Source organism: Azotobacter salinestris, assembly GCF_009363155.1.
Classification (GTDB): Bacteria; Pseudomonadota; Gammaproteobacteria; order Pseudomonadales; family Pseudomonadaceae; genus Azotobacter; species Azotobacter salinestris.
In genome coordinates this window covers 2,741,445-2,759,764 of the sequence record NZ_CP045302.1, presented here as the reverse complement: position 1 = coordinate 2,759,764, position 18,320 = coordinate 2,741,445, and the positions used below count along the sequence as shown (strand labels likewise).

Sequence of the window (18,320 nt, the reverse complement as noted above, 5' to 3'; positions counted from 1 at the left end):
TTGCGCAAAGAAGGGCGCCATTGTGCCATTCGAGGGCGACAGTGGGTGTCGCGTCCGACCGCCGCCGGCGAGGTGGCAAGCAGGCAGCCGCGCGCCGGGTCCGCGACCGTTCTCCGGGTGCGTTACAGGGGTTGGTTTTTCGGGCGGGTCACTCGGAACAGGAGCATGAGGCCTGCGGCGGCGGAAAAGAGCGAGGCGAGGAAGATGCCCAGCTTGGCTTGATTGATCAGGCTTTCGTCGAACGCCAGGTTGCTGATGAACAGCGCCATGGTGAAGCCGATCCCGGCGAGGATGCCGCCACCGGCCAGCAGACTCCAGTCAAGCTCCGCAGGCTTCAGCGCGCCCAGGCGCAGCGCCAGCCAGGTGAAGGCCAGGATGCCAGCGGGCTTGCCGAGCGCGAAGCCGACGAACACCGCAACGGTGACGGAGTTGCCGAGATCGCCCGGGGACAGCGACACCCCGGCGTTGGCGAAGGCGAAGAGCGGCATGACGAGATAGGCTACCCACGGATGCAGGGCGATCTGGATCCGTTCGGCCGGCGCCAGGGTTTCGCGCGCCGCGGTTTCCGCCAGACGCAAGGACTGCCGGTCCCGGGTTGCCCCGCTCCCCTCGTTGCCGGCCGGATACGCGATGACTCGATCCAGAATGCCATACAGGCGCTCGTCGCTGACCCACCGGCCGGTGGGTGTCATCAACCCCAGGAGCACGCCGCTGATCGTCGCATGGACTCCGGAGCGGTCGACGGCGAACCAGATGAAGACGCCCGCCAGGATGTAGAGCGCAATGCTGCGAATACCGACGTGGGCCATCAGGCGAACCACCGCGAGACCCACGACGGCGAAAGCCAGCGCATTCCAGGACAGGTCATGGCCATAGCCGATGGCGACCACCAGGATGGCGCCGATGTCGTCGACGATCGCCAGCGACAGCATGAATACCCGCAGGCTTTGCGGAATGCGCGACTTCAGCAGCGCCAGGCAGCCGATCACGAAGGCGGTGTCGGTGGACATGACCACGCCCCAGCCCGCCTCGCCGGGCTGCCCCGACTGCAGGAGCAGATATAGCACCGCCGGTACCGCCATGCCCCCCAGCGCCGCCGAAACCGACAAGGCGGCCATGCGCGGATGGCGCAACTCGCCCAGGACCAGCTCCCGCTTGAGCTCCACGGCGACGAGGAAGAAGAACAGCGTCATCAGCCCGTCACCGATCCAGTCTTTCATGGAGCGGACAAACTCCAGCGAGCCGATCCGGAGTCCCAGCGGAGTTTCCCATATGCCCAGAAAGGACTCGGCCCAGGGCGAATTGGCAAACCCCACGGCAGCGATGGTGAAAAACAACAGAATGGCAGCGGCGACGGCCTCGATGCGCAGGAAGCGAGCCAGCGGTCTGGTCAGTCGGTGTACGGACTCATGCGGCAGTTGGGCGAAATCGGAGCTTCCCTGCTGCTCTTCGGGCATGGCGCGCGTCCTCGGATGTTGGCTCAGGCAGTTGCAATCTGCCGGAACTCTTTCGCCTGACTGGAGCGGTACAGCCGGCTCGGGCATCGCTTTTGGGTTTGCACCGACGGCATCTCAACGCGCTGCGGATCGCTGCCAACACAGCGGTTGCGGCCATCGCCAAGAGGCTGATCCAGGCGAGGGTTATTGCCTGGGCTCGTTTTCTTCCGAGGGGCGAGGTGCAGCCAGCTTCGCATCCAGGATCTTTTGCGCCTCCTGAAGGGCGCTTTGCACCTCGTCAAGATCTTCGGCGGCGCTAAGGCCGGCTTGCAGCACGGCGCTCAGCTCGACCATCAGCGCGTCCCGGGTGGCCTTGGCTTCGACAATATCCTGACGGGCGAAGGTTTCTTCCAGCCGGGCGATGGCCTCGGCCGTGGTTGATCGATTGTTCTCTCTGGCAGCCGCCGTGAGCTTGGCTTTCAGCCCCTCCGGAAGACGGAGATTGAAGTGCGAGTCTGTGTGGCTCATGCGGGGGGCCTCGATCTGGATAGTGTTGGTGGGACTACTCCCTAGAACTGGCTGCCACCTCTCCTCCCTGGCCGTCCAGTTCAGTATGGCAACCCGTGCAAGGAAATGCGGCCGGGCTGACCCACGGTCCGGGCCATGGGGCAGAGCGCGTGCAGTGCCGCCTGGCTGGCGGTCAGGCGAGGCCGAAGGCTTGTGGTTGCACTATCCTGTGCACAAGGGCCACTGTTGATGTCCAACTCAAGCGGATACCGATTGCTGAATGCATCACCACTGAGGTGCACGGTATGTATCACGGTGAAAGATTCAACGCCTGGACTCATCTGGTCGGTGCGGTCCTGGCCCTGGTCGGCATGATCTGGCTGCTGGTGATGGCGAGTCTGGACGGCGAGCCGCACAAGATCGTCGCCAGCGCGATCTACGGCGCCACCCTGCTCTCGCTCTACTGCATCTCGACCATCTACCACAGCCTGCGCGGACGGGCGAAGACGATCCTGCGCAAGCTCGATCACCTCTCCATCTACCTGCTGATCGCCGGCAGCTACACGCCCTTCTGCCTGGTCACCCTGCCCGAACCCTGGGGCTGGTCGCTGCTGGCGGTCATCTGGAGCCTGGCGCTGTTCGGCATGCTGCAGGAGTTCAAGCAGCAGTCCGAGGCGCGGATTCTCTCGCTGGTGATCTACGCGGTGATGGGCTGGCTGATCCTGGTGGCGGTCAAGCCGCTGCTCGCCGCCCTGGGCAGCGACGGCTTCACCTGGCTGCTGGCGGGCGGGATCGCCTACACCGTGGGGATCGTCTTCTTCGCCTTCGACAGCCGCTTCCGCCACTGGCACGGCATCTGGCACCTGTTCGTCATGGCCGGCAGTTTGCTGCACTTCGTGACGATCTTCTTTTATGTGGTGTGAAGGGCAGGCTGATCCGGTCGGTTTCCATGTTCAGCCGGAGAATCACTGGCCAGAGTCTGTCCCGGCGCGGCTTGGGTGACAACGCTGCAATCGCGGCCAGCAGGGGCTCGGGAAGGTCACTCGCATTTGCACCGAGGTCACTCGCATTCACGCCGACGATCCCGTTCGGAGAGAGGCAGCTTGAACAATTCCGTGGGTGAATAATTCAGGAGGGAATTGCAAGCCCGAGTCACCCCGGGCTTGCCCATATATGGAGTTAAAGTTTGATGAAACGGATAGCGGTACCACCGCCAGGCTTCAGATCCAGGCTGAGCACAGTATCTCGACTAACGGTCTGGGAAACGATTTCGATCGCCTCGGGATTATCGTGCCAATCCGCGTTGGCAGCGTCGCGGTAGATCTCGGCACGGTATTGTGCAGCAGGCTCCAGGAACGACAGATCCACCGGCAGCACTCTAGCATCTTCATTTGTGATTGCACCTAGGTACCAATCGCTGCTGTGTTTATCCCGGCGCGCCATAACCAAGTACTGCCCGATCTCACCGGCAAGTGCCTTACTGTCTGACCAGTCCGTTGGTACGTCATCGATAAATTTGAAAGCAGGTTTGCCTTCATAATTTTCTGGCAGGTCTGCCGCCATTTGCAATGGGCTGTAAATGGTAACATACAATGCCAACTGATTGGCCAAAGTGCTGGGCACGCGATTATTGGGTCGATGCTTTTTGTAGTCGAAATTGAAAATACCCGGGGTAAAGTCGGTAGGGCCAGACAGACCGCGGGTAAAGGGAATAATCACCGTGTGATTTGGCAGGTTGCCCGTATCGGGGCTGCCGCCGTTGTATTCCATACCGCGCACGCCCTCGCGTGTCATCAGGTTGGGGTAGGTGCGACGCAGCCCGGTATCTTTAACGGTTTCGTGCGCATTCACCATGATGTTGTACTTGGCTGCCGTCTCGATAACTTTCTGGAAGTGGCGCACCATAAATTGCCCTTGATGCGATTCCTTGCCATCCAAGCGAGGACCTACATAGCCCATTTTCACAGATTGAATTCCCAGCTTTTTATAGTAGGCAAAGGCTCGTTCCATCTGCGCCTCGTAATGCGCTACACCCGCTGCAGTTTCATGATGGCCAATCAAGCGCAAGCCCTTTGACTGGGCATACTCGGTCGCGGCGTCGATATCGAAGCCGACCACAGGCTCATCAAACACGAAGGTTGGTTTGCGCTTCCACCACTCGCCTTCCCAGCCCTTATTCCAGCCTTCGACCAGCACACCGTCGATATCATGCTTGGCGGCAAAATCTATATACTGCTTGACGCGCTCCGTAGTCGCACCTTGATCCTCGCCAGGACTCCACGACTTGTTACCGATGTGCATCTCCCACCAAACACCCATGTATTTGCCCGGCTTCACATAGGATGAAACGTCACCGAGCTTGTTCGGCTCGTTCAGATTCAATACCAAATCAGAATCGAGCAAATCGGCAGCGCTATCGGCGATTTGGATCGTGCGCCATGGTGTCTCCAGCGGTGTTTGCGCATAGACACGGGTTCCATCAGCCCAAGGAACCAAATCTGCCTTGAGGGTAATGTGATTTTCGGCGGTATTGCGCAGTGTCATGCCGGCGTAGTCGATAAGCGCTGCTTCGTGCACAGCGATAGCTACATTATCCTCGACTCCGGTTAGAGTTAACGGTGTATGCGCCACATCGATACTGCTGAGCGCAGACTTTAGATATTGATACTCATAGTCCTGTTCACGGTGTGCAGGGATCCACCAGGCATTGAAATTCCGTGCAAAGGCAAATTCGGTCAACTCATCCTCAATGGAAAATTTATCCAGCTCCTCTTGCTTGGGTATGACATACCGGAAACCGACACCGTCATCAAACGCGCGAAAAACCAATTCAAACTTGCGCTTCAGCCCTGTTTTTTCAGTCAAGTAGAGGTGTAGCTCATTGTGCTCGTCGCTCACGGCGGCACGCTCGCCCCAGACTGGTTGCCACTGCTTTCGCACTGTCTCCTTGTCTGCTTTTACAAGCTCCAAATCACCTGCCAGGTCGGGCTGGCCCTTTATCGCAAAGCCAAGCCTGGATGGTTTGATAATAATTTTGTCGTTAAAACTGATGGAGTACTCCAGGCCAGCAGGCTGGTTATTCACACTCACCCGAATGCGACCATCCGGCGACGACAATTGTTGCTGATCAACCTGTTCGGCAAAGGCACCAAACGTAGTGGACAACAAGAAAAACGCTAATAGCTTATGGCGTGAAAACATCTTGACTTCCTATTGTTAACATTATTGGTTGCAATATGCCTGCTTCCTTTCGCATTACTCTCCAACACAGAACTCAATCTCAGAGCCAAAACAAACCGAAAAACAAAAGTTGTAATACGTGCATCAGAAATCGAACTTGCAAGTTAGGGGTGACTTTGCTGACTGGTACGCCATTGCCCTTCTTTCTGGACCGAAACGAGAGCGTGCGAATACTTCCAGAGTGGAAACTAGAAGTGAAATTTTCCCTGACTCTGCACGCACCGGTAGGTAAAGCCATGGAAATCTCGGCGCGGAGACAGCGCGTTCAGCTGTAGGGTCTATAATTCTCAAAAGTCTGGTCTGTCGCCGCTTCTTGTTATTTTTGAACCTTACCGGCCATAGAGGCCTTGATAAAGCTGTGGCCAGCATGATTCTTCACCAATTAAGTTAACGTTAACTTAGCACTTGCAAATTTGTTTGCCAACCGGTTTTCATCGGGCACCCGTGCCAGACTTGCTTCCTGAGTAGGGAAAAGGCCAGCCATGCCACACTGCAGAGCCGTGGCATCACAAATTGAACTTTCAATTCGCATGATTAGAACCAGGTCTCCATTTGCACTCCAAGCTGCCAAACACCACCGGATTTGAAACCCTTCTGCCCGAAATCGTCTTTTGTGCTGAAATTATCTAGATCCTTGCTCCAATTCATATAGGTGGCGAACAGGCGCAGTTCCGGGCGCGTGAAGAAATCTCCGGTCTCTGCCTTGAAGGTCGGTGCGAAGGTGATCTTCCAGAAGTCGCCGTTGGCCGTTTGCCGGCCATCGTAATCACGCGCATCGAGGTCCATGGTCTGCCAGGTAAACTCGTAGAGCATTTCGAAGTTGCTGCTCAGCTCGTTGGCCAGCCGTACATTGAAGGTCAGATAGTTGTAATCGTCGTCGGGCACATATCGGTTCTTGCTCTTTTCGGCAATCAGGGCCGGCGCGATGCGCCAATCGTCGTTCAGACGGGTATGGCCATAAATCGCCAGGCGCAGCGTTTCGGCCTCATCGAGCAGTTCGCCATCGCCGCCGATGGTATTGACCTCCCCTCCCAGCCCCTTGCCGTACAGCAGCGCGGTCTTGAAGAAGCCTTCACCACCGAAAAAATCCGGCCGGTGATAGGCGAACATGCCATGCCAGCCCTTTTCACCGGGACTGAACCCCGCCTTGTTCACCCGGCTGTCCTCGTCGGATAGCTTCCTCTTGTCACCGTTCAGCTTGTCATTGTTCTGGCCCGAAGAAATCGCGCTCAGCATGAGTTGCCAGCGATCGTCATCGAAATACTGATTGAGGGTGGCGACATAAGTCCTGATGTCCTTGTTCGTCTCCGTGCCGAAATCGCCGTAGGAGCGACTCATCAGCGAGGCATTGAGGCGCCAGCCGTCGGTCGGCCGCACGTCGTAGATGCCACCACCAGTTCCGGCCAGGAACACGATGCCCCGGTCGAGCCAGTGGATGTCGTAGTTGTCCCGGTCGAAGCGCTTGCCGGCCCAGATGGTGGCGTCGCGCAGCATGGGAATGTCCTGGAACGATGCCAGATGGCTGAGCTCGGCATATACCTGGCGCACGTTGAGCGAACTGTCGCCCGAGGTCCAGTCATTGGGGGTTTCCACCCCATCGGCGATCGCAAACATGTACTTCGAGCGCGTGCCGTTGCTGGCCTGAGTTTCCTTCGAGAATTTCGCCTCCACGTAGGTGTCGACCTCATTGCCGAGCCGGCCGACGGATCCACCTATCGAGCCGGCGGGGGTCACGTTGGGTCCACCGCGACCGCCGCCGATTCCATCGGTCATCATGCCGGAACGGGCATAGGCGCCAAAGGAGAAGCCCTCCGTCAGGTCCTCTATCGAATCCACCGAAGACGCCAGCGTCGAGGTGCGGGTCTCCAGGGACTGCTGGCGCGCCTCGATCTGGGCGACTCGCTCGCTGAGCGAGAGCTGTAATTGTGTGGGCAGTGAGGAATTGATGGCGAACTGCCTATCGAGCCGCTCGACCTCCCTGCGCAATCGAGCGGCATCGGCCTCGGCTGCCACCGCCCGCCTCTCGGCGGCGACGGTTCTGGCCTCGAGCCGGGCGAGACGCTCCTCGACGCTCAGCGCCGGTGCAGCAAGGAGATGGGTGGAGAAGAAAAGCAGGGACAAGCCAGCCCAGGGGCGACAGGCCGCGGAATGCATGGGTAAACCTCTTGTTCTTGTAGTAGGTACTGCCAGGACGCCTTCGAACCGGCCGTTCCCTCGCGCACCGCGGGCGACCCGTAAGGCTCGGATCGGTAGAATTCCCGCTAGCGCGACGGGCAACGGAAAGCGGCCCTTCGCGACATCCTCAACGCCTGCTCACGCTCTCCGACCGAACGATTACGCTTGACAGAAAGCCGGCGGGAGTAGCGTAATAGATCTCGATGTTAACGTTACCTCCAATAAAAACAAGAGGGTTTTTTCATGCATTTCCCCTTCAAGCGCGAGTATTGGCTGGTCAGTGGCCTGCTGTTCTTCTTCTTCTTCGCCTGGTCGTCGAGCTATTCGCTGTTCTCGATCTGGCTGCACCGGGTCATCGGCCTGAGCGGCACGGAAACCGGCTTCATCTTCGCCGCCAACGCCATCGCCGCGCTGCTCATCCAGCCGTTCTACGGCGCCCTGCAGGATCGCCTTGGCCTATCCCGCAAGCTGCTGGTCTGGATCGGCGTGCTGCTCGCCTGCGCAGCGCCCTTCGCGATCCACGTCTATGCCGGACTGCTAGCGCACAACGTGGTGCTCGGCGCCCTGGTCGGCGCCGCCTTCCTGGCCTTCGCCATGCTCGCCGGCGTGGGCGTCATCGAGTCCTACACCGAGCGGCTGTCGCGGCATGCCGGCTTCGAGTTCGGCACCACCCGGATGTGGGGCTCGCTGGGCTGGGCGGCCGCGACGGGCGTGGTCGGCGTGGTGTTCAACATCGACCCGGACATCGCCTTCTACATGAGCAGCGCCGCCGGCCTGGCGTTCCTGCTGATCCTCTCCCGGCTGGACATGGACGCCTTCAGGAACCATGAGGCGCAGGGCGGCGAGTCCACGCCGGTACGCACCGCCGACATCCTGCAGCTGCTGCGCCTGCCGCGCTTCTGGGCGTTCAGCCTGTTCCTGACCGGGGTCGCCGGGGTCTACATGATCTACGAGCAGCAGTTCCCGGTGTACTTCGCCTCCTTCTTCCCCACCCCGGAGGAAGGCACCCGCGCCTACGGCTACCTGAACTCCTCGCAGGTGCTGGTCGAGGCCGTGCTCATGCTGTTCGCGCCCTGGGTGGTCGCCCGCACCGGCGCCAAGTACGGCCTGCTGCTGGCCGGCGCCATCATGTTCGTGCGCATCCTCGGCTCCGGGCTGGCCACCGAGGCCTGGACCGTCGGCGCCTGCAAGATGCTGCATGCCATCGAGGTGCCGATCCTGCTGGTCGCGGTGTTCAAGTACATCTCCGTCAACTTCGACGCGCGGCTGTCGGCCACGCTCTATCTGGTCAGTTTCCAGTTCGCCCAGCAGCTGACCGCCATGCTGCTGTCGCCGGCGGTGGGCTACGGCTACGACAGGATCGGCTTCGCCAGCGTCTACCTGCTGCTGGCCGGCCTGGTCGGCGTCTGCCTGCTGCTGTCCTGGTCGCTGCTGCGCGCCGACCCGTCGCGCAAGGCCTCCCGGGTGGCGGACAGCTCCCTGGAGCTGCCGGCCATCGCCCAGGCGGCCAACCACTACGAACCCTAGTGGGGAAAGGCTCCCGAAAAAGCCATTTCGCCTCATCCCCGTCCCGGCGGGGATGAGGCCCGCTCAAGACCTTCCCACGCACCCTCAAGGATCACGACATGCCGGTTGATCTACTGGACGAGGCGCAGCGCGCCCTTGAAACAACCCTGCCCGAGCGCGGCGACGACTACCGCCTCGGCTACCATCTGTCGCCCCCGGCCGGCTGGATGAACGACCCGAACGGACTGGTGTATTTCCGCGGCGAGTACCATGTCTTCTACCAGCACCATCCGTATTCGCCCCAGTGGGGACCGATGTACTGGGGGCATGCCAGGAGCGCGGACCTGGTCCACTGGGAGCATCTGCCCATCGCCCTGGCCCCCGGCGACGCCTATGACCGGGACGGCTGCTTTTCCGGGTCGGCCGTGGTGGAGGGCGACACCCTGTACCTGATCTACACCGGGCACCGCTGGCTGGGCGAGCCGGGCAATGACGAGCACGGCATGCACCAAGTCCAGTGCCTGGCCAGCAGCACGGACGGCATCACCTTCACCAAGCACGGGGTGGTGATCGAGGCGGCGCCGCATCCGGACATCATCCATTTCCGCGATCCCAAGGTCTGGCGGCGCGGCGACCACTGGTGGATGGCGCTCGGCGCCCGCCAGGGCGACGACCCGCAGCTGCTGCTCTATCGCTCCCGGGACCTGCGCCAATGGGAATGCCTCGGCCGCGCCCTGGAGGGCCGGCGGCAGCCCGACGGCTACATGTGGGAGTGCCCGGACCTGTTCGAGCTGGAGGGGCGCGACGTCTTCCTGTTCTCGCCGCAGGGCCTGGAGCCCGACGGCTACGAGCGCTGGAACCTGTTCCAGAACAGCTATCTCCTCGGCCGGCTGGGCGAGAACGCGCGCTTCGTCGCGGAGACCGAACTGCGCGAGATCGACCACGGCCACGACTTCTACGCGGCGCAGACCCTGCTGGCGCCGGATGGGCGCCGCCTGCTCTGGGCGTGGATGGACATGTGGCAAAGCCCGATGCCGAGCCAGGCCCACCACTGGTGCGGCGCGCTGTCCCTGCCGCGCGAGCTGAGCCGCGACGGCGACCGGCTGCGCATGCGCCCGGCCCGCGAGCTGACGGCGCTGCGCCAGTCCCGGCAGGCGCTGGCGATCGGCACGCTCGAGGCGCAGAGCCGCAGGCTCGAGGTGCGCGGCGCCCTGCTGGAGCTCGAACTGGAACTGGAGCTGACCAGCAGCACGGCCGAGCGCTTCGGGCTGGCCCTGCGCTGCAGCGACGACGAACGGGAGCGCACCCTGCTGTATTTCGACGCCATGGCCCGGCGCCTGGTGCTCGACCGGCAGCACTCGGGGGCCGGCGTGAGCGGCGTGCGCAGCGTGCCGATCGCGCCGGGACAGGCGCGGATCGCCCTGCGGATCTTCCTCGATCGTTCGTCCATCGAGGTGTTCGTCGACGACGGCGCCTACACCCTGAGCAGCCGCATCTATCCGCGTCCCGACAGCCTGGGCGTGGGCGCCTTCGCCGTCAACGGGCGCGGGGTGTTCGGCGAGGGTACGGCCTGGAGCCTGGCCGACCTCAGGCTCTGAACGGTCTCCCTGGCGTCGTCCGTGCCGCCGGCCGTCGTGTTGGCTGCATGGACACGGAGCCCGGGGTGGCCTGCTACGTGCCCGACGACGAGGACGGCCACCAGTACCGGGCCGTGCGCCAGGCGTTCGAGCGCGGCTATCGCCGCCGCTTGCATGCTATTAATCAGGCCCTTAAATTCACGCCATGGCATAGCGTGCTGCAGGATGCTGGAAATAGGCCATGACCTTGTCGGGCAAGCTGCCGAGTGTGTTCATGAAAGCCATCGCCTTGTCCAGCAGGCTGGCCTTGTCATGGCTGACCGGGCCGCTGCGCAGCGCCGTCTTGAAATCCCGATTCAGGTACTCGTCGGGATTGGACTCGGGCGCATAGGGTGGTAGGAACACCAGTTCGATCCTGTCCTGCTTGTCACTGAGCCACTCGCTGACCACCTTGGCATGGTGGACGCGCAGGTTATCGACCACCAGGAAGATCTTCTGCGGTGTCCCTTCAACGAGGCGGCTCAGGAAGTCGATGAAACGCAGCGCGTTGATACTGCCTTCGACGATCTGGAAGGCCACCTCGCCACGGGGCGAAATTGCGGAGATCATCGACAGCTTGTGCCAGCGAGTGGGCGTCGCCAGCACTGGCGTCTGGCCCCTGGGGGCGTAGCCGCGTATCCAGTTCGCATCCTCCTTGACTGCGGTTTCGTCCCCCCAGTGAATCACCGCTCCTTCGGCAGCGGCGCGCGCCTTGACCTGGGGGTAGGTCTGCTTCAGCCAGCGCTCGATGTCCTCCGGCCGCTGCTCCTGCGCCCGCTTCACGGGACGCTGAGGCGTAAACCCCCAGCGCTTGAGATACTTGCCGATCAACCGGTCCTGCAGCTCGATCCCGAGGCGTTCCCTGGCCAGCGCCTTGATGGCCGGGCGCGTCCACAGGGCAAACGGCAACTGCAGCTGCTGCGGGGGTTGCTCGACGATTTGCTCGCGCAGCCACTGCTCGTCGGCCGGCGTCAGCTTGCGGCAGGCGCCCGCCGGGCGCCCCCGACGCTTTTCCTCCAGGGCTTGCGCGCCCTCGCGGTTGGCACGGGTCAGCCAAGTCTTGATGGTGGTCGGATGCACACCGGTGACCGAGGCCAACTCCTCGACTTTCATGTTGGACTGCTGGCGCAGGCGAATCACTATCTGGCGAAGCAGCTTGCGACTCTCTGCGGTCAGTTTGCGGGCGTCGATCTTTTCCATGCCTGAAGTCTAACTAGACGTCTATTTAAGGGCCACCTTAATAACCGAAAACGATGGGAGGACCGTCGGTCTCACCGGGGTCGATGTATGGCACCTTGAGCTGGTGCAACTGGTCGAGCGGCTTGCCCGCCAGCACGTCGACAACCAGATCGGCCAGCGCCTGGCCGGTCGATTCGCCGGTCGGCTGCATCACTGAGGTGACCTTGTAGGTCAACGGAATTTCGAAGGGAATGCTGTCGTATACGATCAGCGACGGGCCGCTACCCGGCTTCCAGCCACAGTCGCCAAGCGCTCGAAGAGCGCCAATCGCATTGTTGTCGACGAGCAGGGCCGTGGGCGGCTGTTGCATGGCAAGCAGTTTGCGAACCGCCTGGTAACCACCGGTACGGTCAGCCGGCGCCTCGACGATCAATTCGGGATCGGGTTCGATTCCGGCTGCGCACAGGGCCGCGACGAAGCCCGCATGACGCTGCATCGCGAAGTTCATCTCCAGCGGCGCGTGAACCAAGGCGATGCGGCGGTGGCCGAGCGCAAGCAGGCGCTCGGCTGCCAGGCGGCCGCCAGTTTCGTTGTCGAAGTCGAACCAGGCGTAGGGGATGCGGCTCTGCGTGCGGCCATAGGCGACGAAGGGGAAGTTCCGCTCCTGCAGAAGGCCTATGCGCGGATCATCGACCCGCGTGCGTGTCACGATCAACGCATCGACGCGTCGGCTGTCGATCAGACGGCGGTAGGTTTCGAGCTCGGCGTCGGGCCGCGCCGAATGAATCAGCAAGTCAAGGTTATGCTCGGCAAGCCGCTCGGTGATGCCGGACACGACCTCACCGAAACGGATGTCGCCGATAGTGCTTACGCTGAATGGAAAAACGATACCGATTGTGTCAGTGCGGCCGGTAGCGAGCTGGCGTGCTTGCGAGTTGGGCTGATAACCGAGCCTTTCCGCCGCCTCCATGACCCGCTGGCGTGTCCTTTCGCTGACTTCCGAGTAGCCATTGAGCGCCCGGCTTACAGTCGTTTGCGACAGTCCGAGCGACTCGGACAACATCTTCAGATTTACTTTCATATGCCCTTCTTCCGCCTGTTCCTGGCGCTGATCGACCGACATACGCCGATCTGCCGAATGCGCAAGGTTTAATGATTTCCAAGGGACCTCATCCTGGCGCTGAAAAAATTTTTTCATCCAAAGCGCTTTTAATTAATATCCAAATCGCTTTGGATATCGTGCTCATCAGCAAATTCATCACCAGAGATGCTTCACGATTCCGTCGAATCTTTGGGACGAACAAAAAAATTAACGAGGGTTCTCATCGTGGAAACGAAGTGGTGGCATAACGCCGTGGTGTATCAGATCTACCCACGCTCTTTCGCCGACGCCAATGGCGACGGCATCGGCGACCTCGCGGGCATCATCGGCAAGCTCGACTATTTGCAGACGCTGGGCATCAATGTGATCTGGCTGTCGCCGGTGTTCCGCTCGCCGATGGACGACCACGGCTACGACATCTCGGACTATTGCGACATCGCGCCGGAGTTCGGCACGCTCGCGGAGATGGAAGCGCTGATCGCCGAGGCCGCGCGGCGCGACATCCGTATCCTCATGGACCTGGTTGTCAACCACACTTCCGATGAGCATCCCTGGTTCATCGAGGCGCGCAAATCCAGGGACAACCCTTACCGCGACTACTACATATGGCGTGCCCCCCGCGCTGATGGCTCCGCGCCGGACGAACAGCGCTCGAACTTCGGCGGCAGCGCCTGGGAATTCGACGCGACGACCGGCGAGTACTTCTTCCACCTGTTCTCGAAGCGTCAGCCGGACCTGAACTGGGCCAATCCACAGGTGCAGCAGGAAGTACACCAGATGATGAACTGGTGGCTGGACAAGGGCATCGGCGGCTTCCGCATGGACGTCATCGACCTGATCGGCAAGGACATCGATCGCGGCATCACGACCAACGGCCCGCACCTGCACCAGTTGCTGCAGGAGATGAACGCCGCGACCTTCGGCGAACGCGACGTGCTGACGGTCGGCGAGACCTGGGGCGTGACGCCGGAGATCGCCAAGCTGTATTCGGAGCCCGCCCGCCGCGAGTTGTCAATGGTGTTCCAGTTCGAGCACATCACCCTGACCTGGGACCAGCAGGACGGCAAATGGACGCCGCGCGCCTTCGACCTGCGCGAATTCAAGGGGGTCATCGGCAAGTGGCAGAGCGCTCTTGGCGACACTGGCTGGAACTCGCTGTTCTGGAACAACCATGACCTGCCGCGGGCGGTGTCGAGCTACGGCGATCCCGGCCGCTACCGGGTCGAGTCGGCGAAGATGCTCGCCACTGCGCTGCATTTTCTGAAGGGCACGCCCTACATCTATCAGGGCGAGGAAATCGGCATGACCAACGTGCGCTTTGAGTCGGTCGAGGATTACCAGGATGCCGAATCGCTGGGCCTATACCGCGAGCGCATTGCGGCGGGCGTGTCACATGAGGCGATGATGGAAGGCATCTACGCCAACAGCCGTGGCAACGCACGTACGCCAATGCACTGGGATGCGAGCGAGCATGCCGGCTTTTCGCACGGCAAGCCGTGGATGAGGATCAATCCCAATTATCGCGAGATCAATGTCGCCGCCGCGCTCGACGATCCGGGGTCGATCCTTCACCACTACCGCACGCTGATCCGGCTGCGCAAGGAGCGCCCGGTGATCGTCCACGGCGACTACCGGCCGCTTCTGGACGCGCATCCGCAGGTCTTCGCCTACGAGCGCCAGCTTGGCGACCAGCGCATCGTGGTCATCAACAACTTTTCCGGGCAACTGGTCGAGCTTGAGCTGCCGGCCGATCTGCGCGACCTCGCGGGCGAAAGCCTGGTGAGTAACTACGGGCCCCGCAACGTGCTCGGGCAGGACCTAGCGCTGCAGCCCTACGAGTCCTTTGCCATCGCGCTGGACACACAGGCGACTTGACGCCCGCCAGCGCCGGCTCCTCAGCCTCGAGCGATCCTTCTTGCCCCGCCCGTGCCGCCTGCCGTCGTGTTGTCATGCTTTCGCCGGGCATGACATCATGCCCGGCCATACAGGCAATGGCACCCGCACATGGCTTCGGTCAAAGATGTCGCACGGTTGGCGGGGGTCTCCCCGATGACCGTGTCCCGAGCGATCAACACCCCGGAAAAGCTCAACCCGGAAACCCTGGCGAAGGTCCGCCAGGCCATCGAAGCCCTGAACTACGTGCCCAGTCTTTCCGCCCGCAAGATCCGCGGCGGCCATTCCAGCGGCAAGACCATCGGCGTCTTCGCGCTCGACACGGCGACCACCCCCTTCGCCGTGGAAATGCTGCTCTCGGTGGAACGCACCGCCCGGGAACACGGCTGGAACGTGTTCATCCTCAACGTGTTCGAAATCCCGCTGAACCCGCAAACCATCGACCTGATGCTGTCGCACCGGCCGGACGGCATCGTGTTCAGCGCCATGCAGCTGCGTGAACTGGAGATTCCCCCGGCGCTGCGCAGCAAGCCGCTGGTGCTGAGCGGCTGTATGAGCACCGAGCCCGGCGTGGCCTGCTACGTGCCCGACGACGAGGACGGCCAGTACCAGGCCGTGCGCCAGGCGCTGCAACGCGGCTATCGCCGCCCGCTGTGCATCAACCTGCCGCGCCACAGCCTGGCCTGGAAGCTGCGCCAGCAGGGCCTGTCGCGCGCCCTTGCGGAGGCCGGCATCGCCCCGGAGAGCGTCCGCCAGTACGACCTGTCGACCGACGACGCCTACGGGGAAACCATCGCCGAGCTGGAGCGCCAGCTGAGCGAGTCGCACGGCAAACCGGCCTTCGACCTGCTGGTCTGTGGCAACGACCGCATCGCCCTGGTCGCCTACCAGTACCTGCTCAGCCGCGGCCTGCGCATCCCGGCCGACGTGGCGGTGCTCGGCTACGACAACATGGTGGGCGTCGCCGAGCTGTTCTATCCGCCACTGAGCACCGTGCAGCTCCCCTACTACGAGCTGGGCCGCCGCGCCGCGCAGCACCTGATCGAGGAGCGCGACGAGCCCTTCACCCACTGGGTACCCTGCCCCGTCGTGGCTCGCCAGTCCTGGTGAACGAAGCCGGATCGTGCGGATCCAGATCTCGAAACGCTGCACCTCGGATCGCCTCCCCCTAGGATCATGCCCCCGCAAAGGACGGGGCCCCGGCCAAGCCCCCTGTCCTCCGGCTGCTCCAGGCCTCCCGACAAGGCTCATGGCAAGCTGGACAAGGCGATCCGCTCAAGCCGCAACGCGTCAAGCACGCTATATTGCGGGCAGAGAAATCTGGACGAACGCTCCAAATCGCTGCAAGCTGCCGCTCCCGCCTCTCCTCCCGCCTTATTCCTCCCCGCCAAGGAACGGTACGATGTACGAGCCCTCCTCATTCGGCATACCGACGGAAACCGTCGGCAAGTCGGCCGCGCTCCGCAGCCTGCTGAATCTGGTCGACCGCATCGCGCCCACCACCCACACCCTGCTGATCTGCGGACCGACCGGCTCGGGCAAGGAGGTGGTGGCGCGGCGGGTGCATGCCAGGAGCCTGCATCCCGAGCAGCCGTTCGTCGACGTCAACTGCGGGGCGATTCCGGAGAACCTGATCGAATCCGAGCTGTTCGGCCATGCCCGCGGCGCCTTCACCGGCGCGACCAGCCAGCGTCCCGGCCACTTCCGGCAGGTGGGTCGCGGCACGCTGTTTCTCGACGAGATCGGCGAGCTGCCGCTGGCGCTGCAGACCCGCCTGCTGCGGGTGCTGGAAACCCGCAGCTTCCGTCCGATCGGCTCGAACGAGCCCCTGCGCTTCGAGGGCCGGGTGATCGCCGCCACCCACCGGGATCTACCGGCCATGGTCCGCGAAGGCCGCTTCCGCGAGGACCTGTATCACCGCCTGACGGTGTTCGTGCTCGAAGTCCCCGGCCTCGACCAGCGCCGCGAGGACATTCCGGCGCTGGTCGCGCACTTCGCCGCCCGCCAGCCGCGGCCGCTGTCGTTCTCCGAGGCGGCGCTGGAGCGGCTGTGCCAGGCGCCCTGGCCGGGCCATGTGCGCCAGCTGCGCAACCTGATCGACCGCCTGGGGGTACTAGCCCTCTCCGAGCGGATCGGCATCGCCGAACTGGAGCCCTTCCTCGCCCCGGCCGAGCCGGCCGCCGCCGGGCGCGCCAGCCTGGCCGACGCCCTGCTGGCGCTGGAAGGCGACAACAAGCTGCAGGCGGCCGAGCAACTGCTGATCGACCGGGCGCTGCAACTCAGCGGCGGCAACAAGAGCGCGGCCGCCCAGTTGCTGGGCATCGGCCGCAAGGTGGTCGAGCGCCGCCTGAAGTCCCGCGAGGCCCGCGGCCAGGAGGCCGAACTCCTGCTGGAGAACGCCCGCCAGCGGATCGAGGTGGCGAAGTTCCGCGAGGCGATCACGCTGTTGCGCCGCTGCCTGGGAAAGCTGGGTCGACGCAACGATGCGCGCGCCTTGCGGTTCGAGGTTTACCGCCTGCTGGGAATCGCCCTGCGCGGCGTGAACGGCTGGTTGTGCGCCGAGGCCTGCGCCTGCCATGAGGCGGCCCTGCAGGCGGGCGAGGGGCTGAACCGGGATGCCGAGCTGGTCTCCATGCAGTTCGGCATCTGGGTCGCCCAGCTGATGACCCTGGAGCTGGGCCGGGCCCGCGCCACGGCTCAGGACATGCTGCAGCGCGCCCGCGACATCGGCAGCCCGGCCGCCCTGGACGAGGCCCAGGTGGCCATGGCCAACACCCTGTTCTGGCTGGGCGACTACGAGGAGGCCCTGGCCTGCCTGGCGCGCGGCGGGCTGCTGCAGGGCGGCGAGGGCGAGGCGCGCAACGGCCTGCAGGGCTTCGACCTGAGTGCCCTGGCGCTGACCTTCGAGGGCCTGGCGGCCTTCCAGCTGGGTGCCTTCGTGCAGGCGCGGCAGGCCATGCAGCGCCTGCTGCTGCGCTGCGGGGAGGACAACCCGCATCCCTTCAACCGGGCCCTGGCCCTGCAGGGCGCCGTCTGGCTGGCCTGCCTGTTCGAGGACCGGGAGCGCCTGGGGCCGCTGGCGGCGGACCTGGAATCCCTCGCCGAGGCTCACGGCTTCACCTTCTACCGGGGCCTCGGCCAGGTCTTCCGCGGCTGTCACATGGGCTCGCTGGGCGCCTTCGACGAGGCCGAGCGGCTCATGCTGGAGGGCTACCAGAGCCACATGCTGAACCACGGCGGCCGCCTGCTCCATTCCTTCCAGGCCTGGCAGCGCGGCGAGCTGCTGCTGCAGGCCGGACGTCCCGCCGAATGCGAGAGCCTGCTCGCCGAAGCGCTGGACCTGGCCCTGGAGCGCCAGGAACGCGCCTACCTGGGCGAGCTGCTGACCCTCAAGGCGCGGGCCCGCTGGGCACAGGGCGATCAGGACGGTGCCGAGCAGGAACTGCGCAGCGCCCTGTCCACCGCCCTGGCGCTGGGCTCGGTGTCGGCGCGCATCGCCGCCGCCACCCAGCTCGCCCGGCTCCTGCGCCAGACCCGGCGCGCGGCGCAGGCCGCCGAGCCGCTCGGCCGGGCGCTGCGCGGCGTCGCGTCGCAGCAGACACCCAGCCCGATGCTGGCCAGGGCGCTACAGTTGCTTGAGGAGCTCGAAAACAGCCGCTGATCACG

12 protein-coding genes are annotated in these 18,320 nt (G+C 63.3%); 6 read left to right on the top strand and 6 right to left on the bottom strand.

Going from position 1 to position 18,320, the window contains the following annotated elements; genetic code table 11:
* Nucleotides 1–122: 122 nt before the first annotated feature.
* A complete protein-coding gene (gene nhaA / locus GCU53_RS12930) occupies nucleotides 123–1,457 on the bottom strand; it encodes a Na+/H+ antiporter NhaA (protein WP_152387975.1) in 1,335 nt (444 codons plus the stop codon).
* A gap of 183 nt (nucleotides 1,458–1,640) precedes the next feature.
* Nucleotides 1,641–1,964 (bottom strand): Arc family DNA-binding protein, encoded by a 324-nt coding sequence (locus GCU53_RS12925; protein ID WP_152387974.1) that lies wholly within the window; start codon nucleotides 1,962–1,964, stop codon nucleotides 1,641–1,643.
* A 284-nt stretch (nucleotides 1,965–2,248) separates the two neighbouring features.
* Between GCU53_RS12925 and trhA the strand changes: the two genes are divergently transcribed.
* A complete protein-coding gene (gene trhA, locus GCU53_RS12920; protein ID WP_152387973.1) occupies nucleotides 2,249–2,866 on the top strand; it encodes a PAQR family membrane homeostasis protein TrhA in 618 nt (205 codons plus the stop codon).
* 256 nt (nucleotides 2,867–3,122) lie between these two features.
* On the opposite strand, the gene GCU53_RS12915 is transcribed toward trhA, so the two are convergent.
* Nucleotides 3,123–5,144 (bottom strand): glycoside hydrolase family 97 protein, encoded by a 2,022-nt coding sequence (locus GCU53_RS12915; protein ID WP_152387972.1) that lies wholly within the window; start codon nucleotides 5,142–5,144, stop codon nucleotides 3,123–3,125.
* Between the two features lie 573 nt (nucleotides 5,145–5,717).
* Nucleotides 5,718–7,337 (bottom strand): carbohydrate porin, encoded by a 1,620-nt coding sequence (locus GCU53_RS12910; protein ID WP_152387971.1) that lies wholly within the window; start codon nucleotides 7,335–7,337, stop codon nucleotides 5,718–5,720.
* 264 nt (nucleotides 7,338–7,601) lie between these two features.
* Here GCU53_RS12910 and GCU53_RS12905 point away from each other — a divergent pair, with 264 nt between their 5' ends.
* On the top strand, nucleotides 7,602–8,885 hold the full coding sequence (locus tag GCU53_RS12905) for an MFS transporter (RefSeq protein WP_152387970.1): 1,284 nt from the start codon (nucleotides 7,602–7,604) through the stop codon (nucleotides 8,883–8,885).
* Between the two features lie 98 nt (nucleotides 8,886–8,983).
* Nucleotides 8,984–10,462, top strand: a complete 1,479-nt coding sequence (locus GCU53_RS12900; RefSeq protein WP_152387969.1) for a glycoside hydrolase family 32 protein — start codon at nucleotides 8,984–8,986, stop codon at nucleotides 10,460–10,462.
* 177 nt (nucleotides 10,463–10,639) lie between these two features.
* On the opposite strand, the gene GCU53_RS12895 is transcribed toward GCU53_RS12900, so the two are convergent.
* Both GCU53_RS12895 and GCU53_RS12890 read right to left on the bottom strand, forming a co-directional pair.
* A complete protein-coding gene (locus tag GCU53_RS12895) occupies nucleotides 10,640–11,680 on the bottom strand; it encodes an IS630 family transposase (protein ID WP_152385914.1) in 1,041 nt (346 codons plus the stop codon).
* A 37-nt stretch (nucleotides 11,681–11,717) separates the two neighbouring features.
* A complete protein-coding gene (locus GCU53_RS12890; RefSeq protein ID WP_208845245.1) occupies nucleotides 11,718–12,857 on the bottom strand; it encodes a substrate-binding domain-containing protein in 1,140 nt (379 codons plus the stop codon).
* A 129-nt stretch (nucleotides 12,858–12,986) separates the two neighbouring features.
* On the opposite strand from GCU53_RS12890, the gene GCU53_RS12885 reads away from it, so the two are divergent.
* From GCU53_RS12885 to GCU53_RS12875, 3 genes are all read left to right on the top strand, one after another.
* Nucleotides 12,987–14,636 (top strand): glycoside hydrolase family 13 protein, encoded by a 1,650-nt coding sequence (locus tag GCU53_RS12885; RefSeq protein WP_152387968.1) that lies wholly within the window; start codon nucleotides 12,987–12,989, stop codon nucleotides 14,634–14,636.
* Between the two features lie 129 nt (nucleotides 14,637–14,765).
* Nucleotides 14,766–15,764: a LacI family DNA-binding transcriptional regulator gene (locus tag GCU53_RS12880; RefSeq protein ID WP_152387967.1), complete on the top strand. Its 999-nt coding sequence runs from the start codon at nucleotides 14,766–14,768 to the stop codon at nucleotides 15,762–15,764.
* A gap of 292 nt (nucleotides 15,765–16,056) precedes the next feature.
* Nucleotides 16,057–18,315: a sigma-54-dependent transcriptional regulator gene (locus GCU53_RS12875; RefSeq protein ID WP_152387966.1), complete on the top strand. Its 2,259-nt coding sequence runs from the start codon at nucleotides 16,057–16,059 to the stop codon at nucleotides 18,313–18,315.
* The last annotated feature ends 5 nt before the right edge of the window (nucleotides 18,316–18,320 follow it).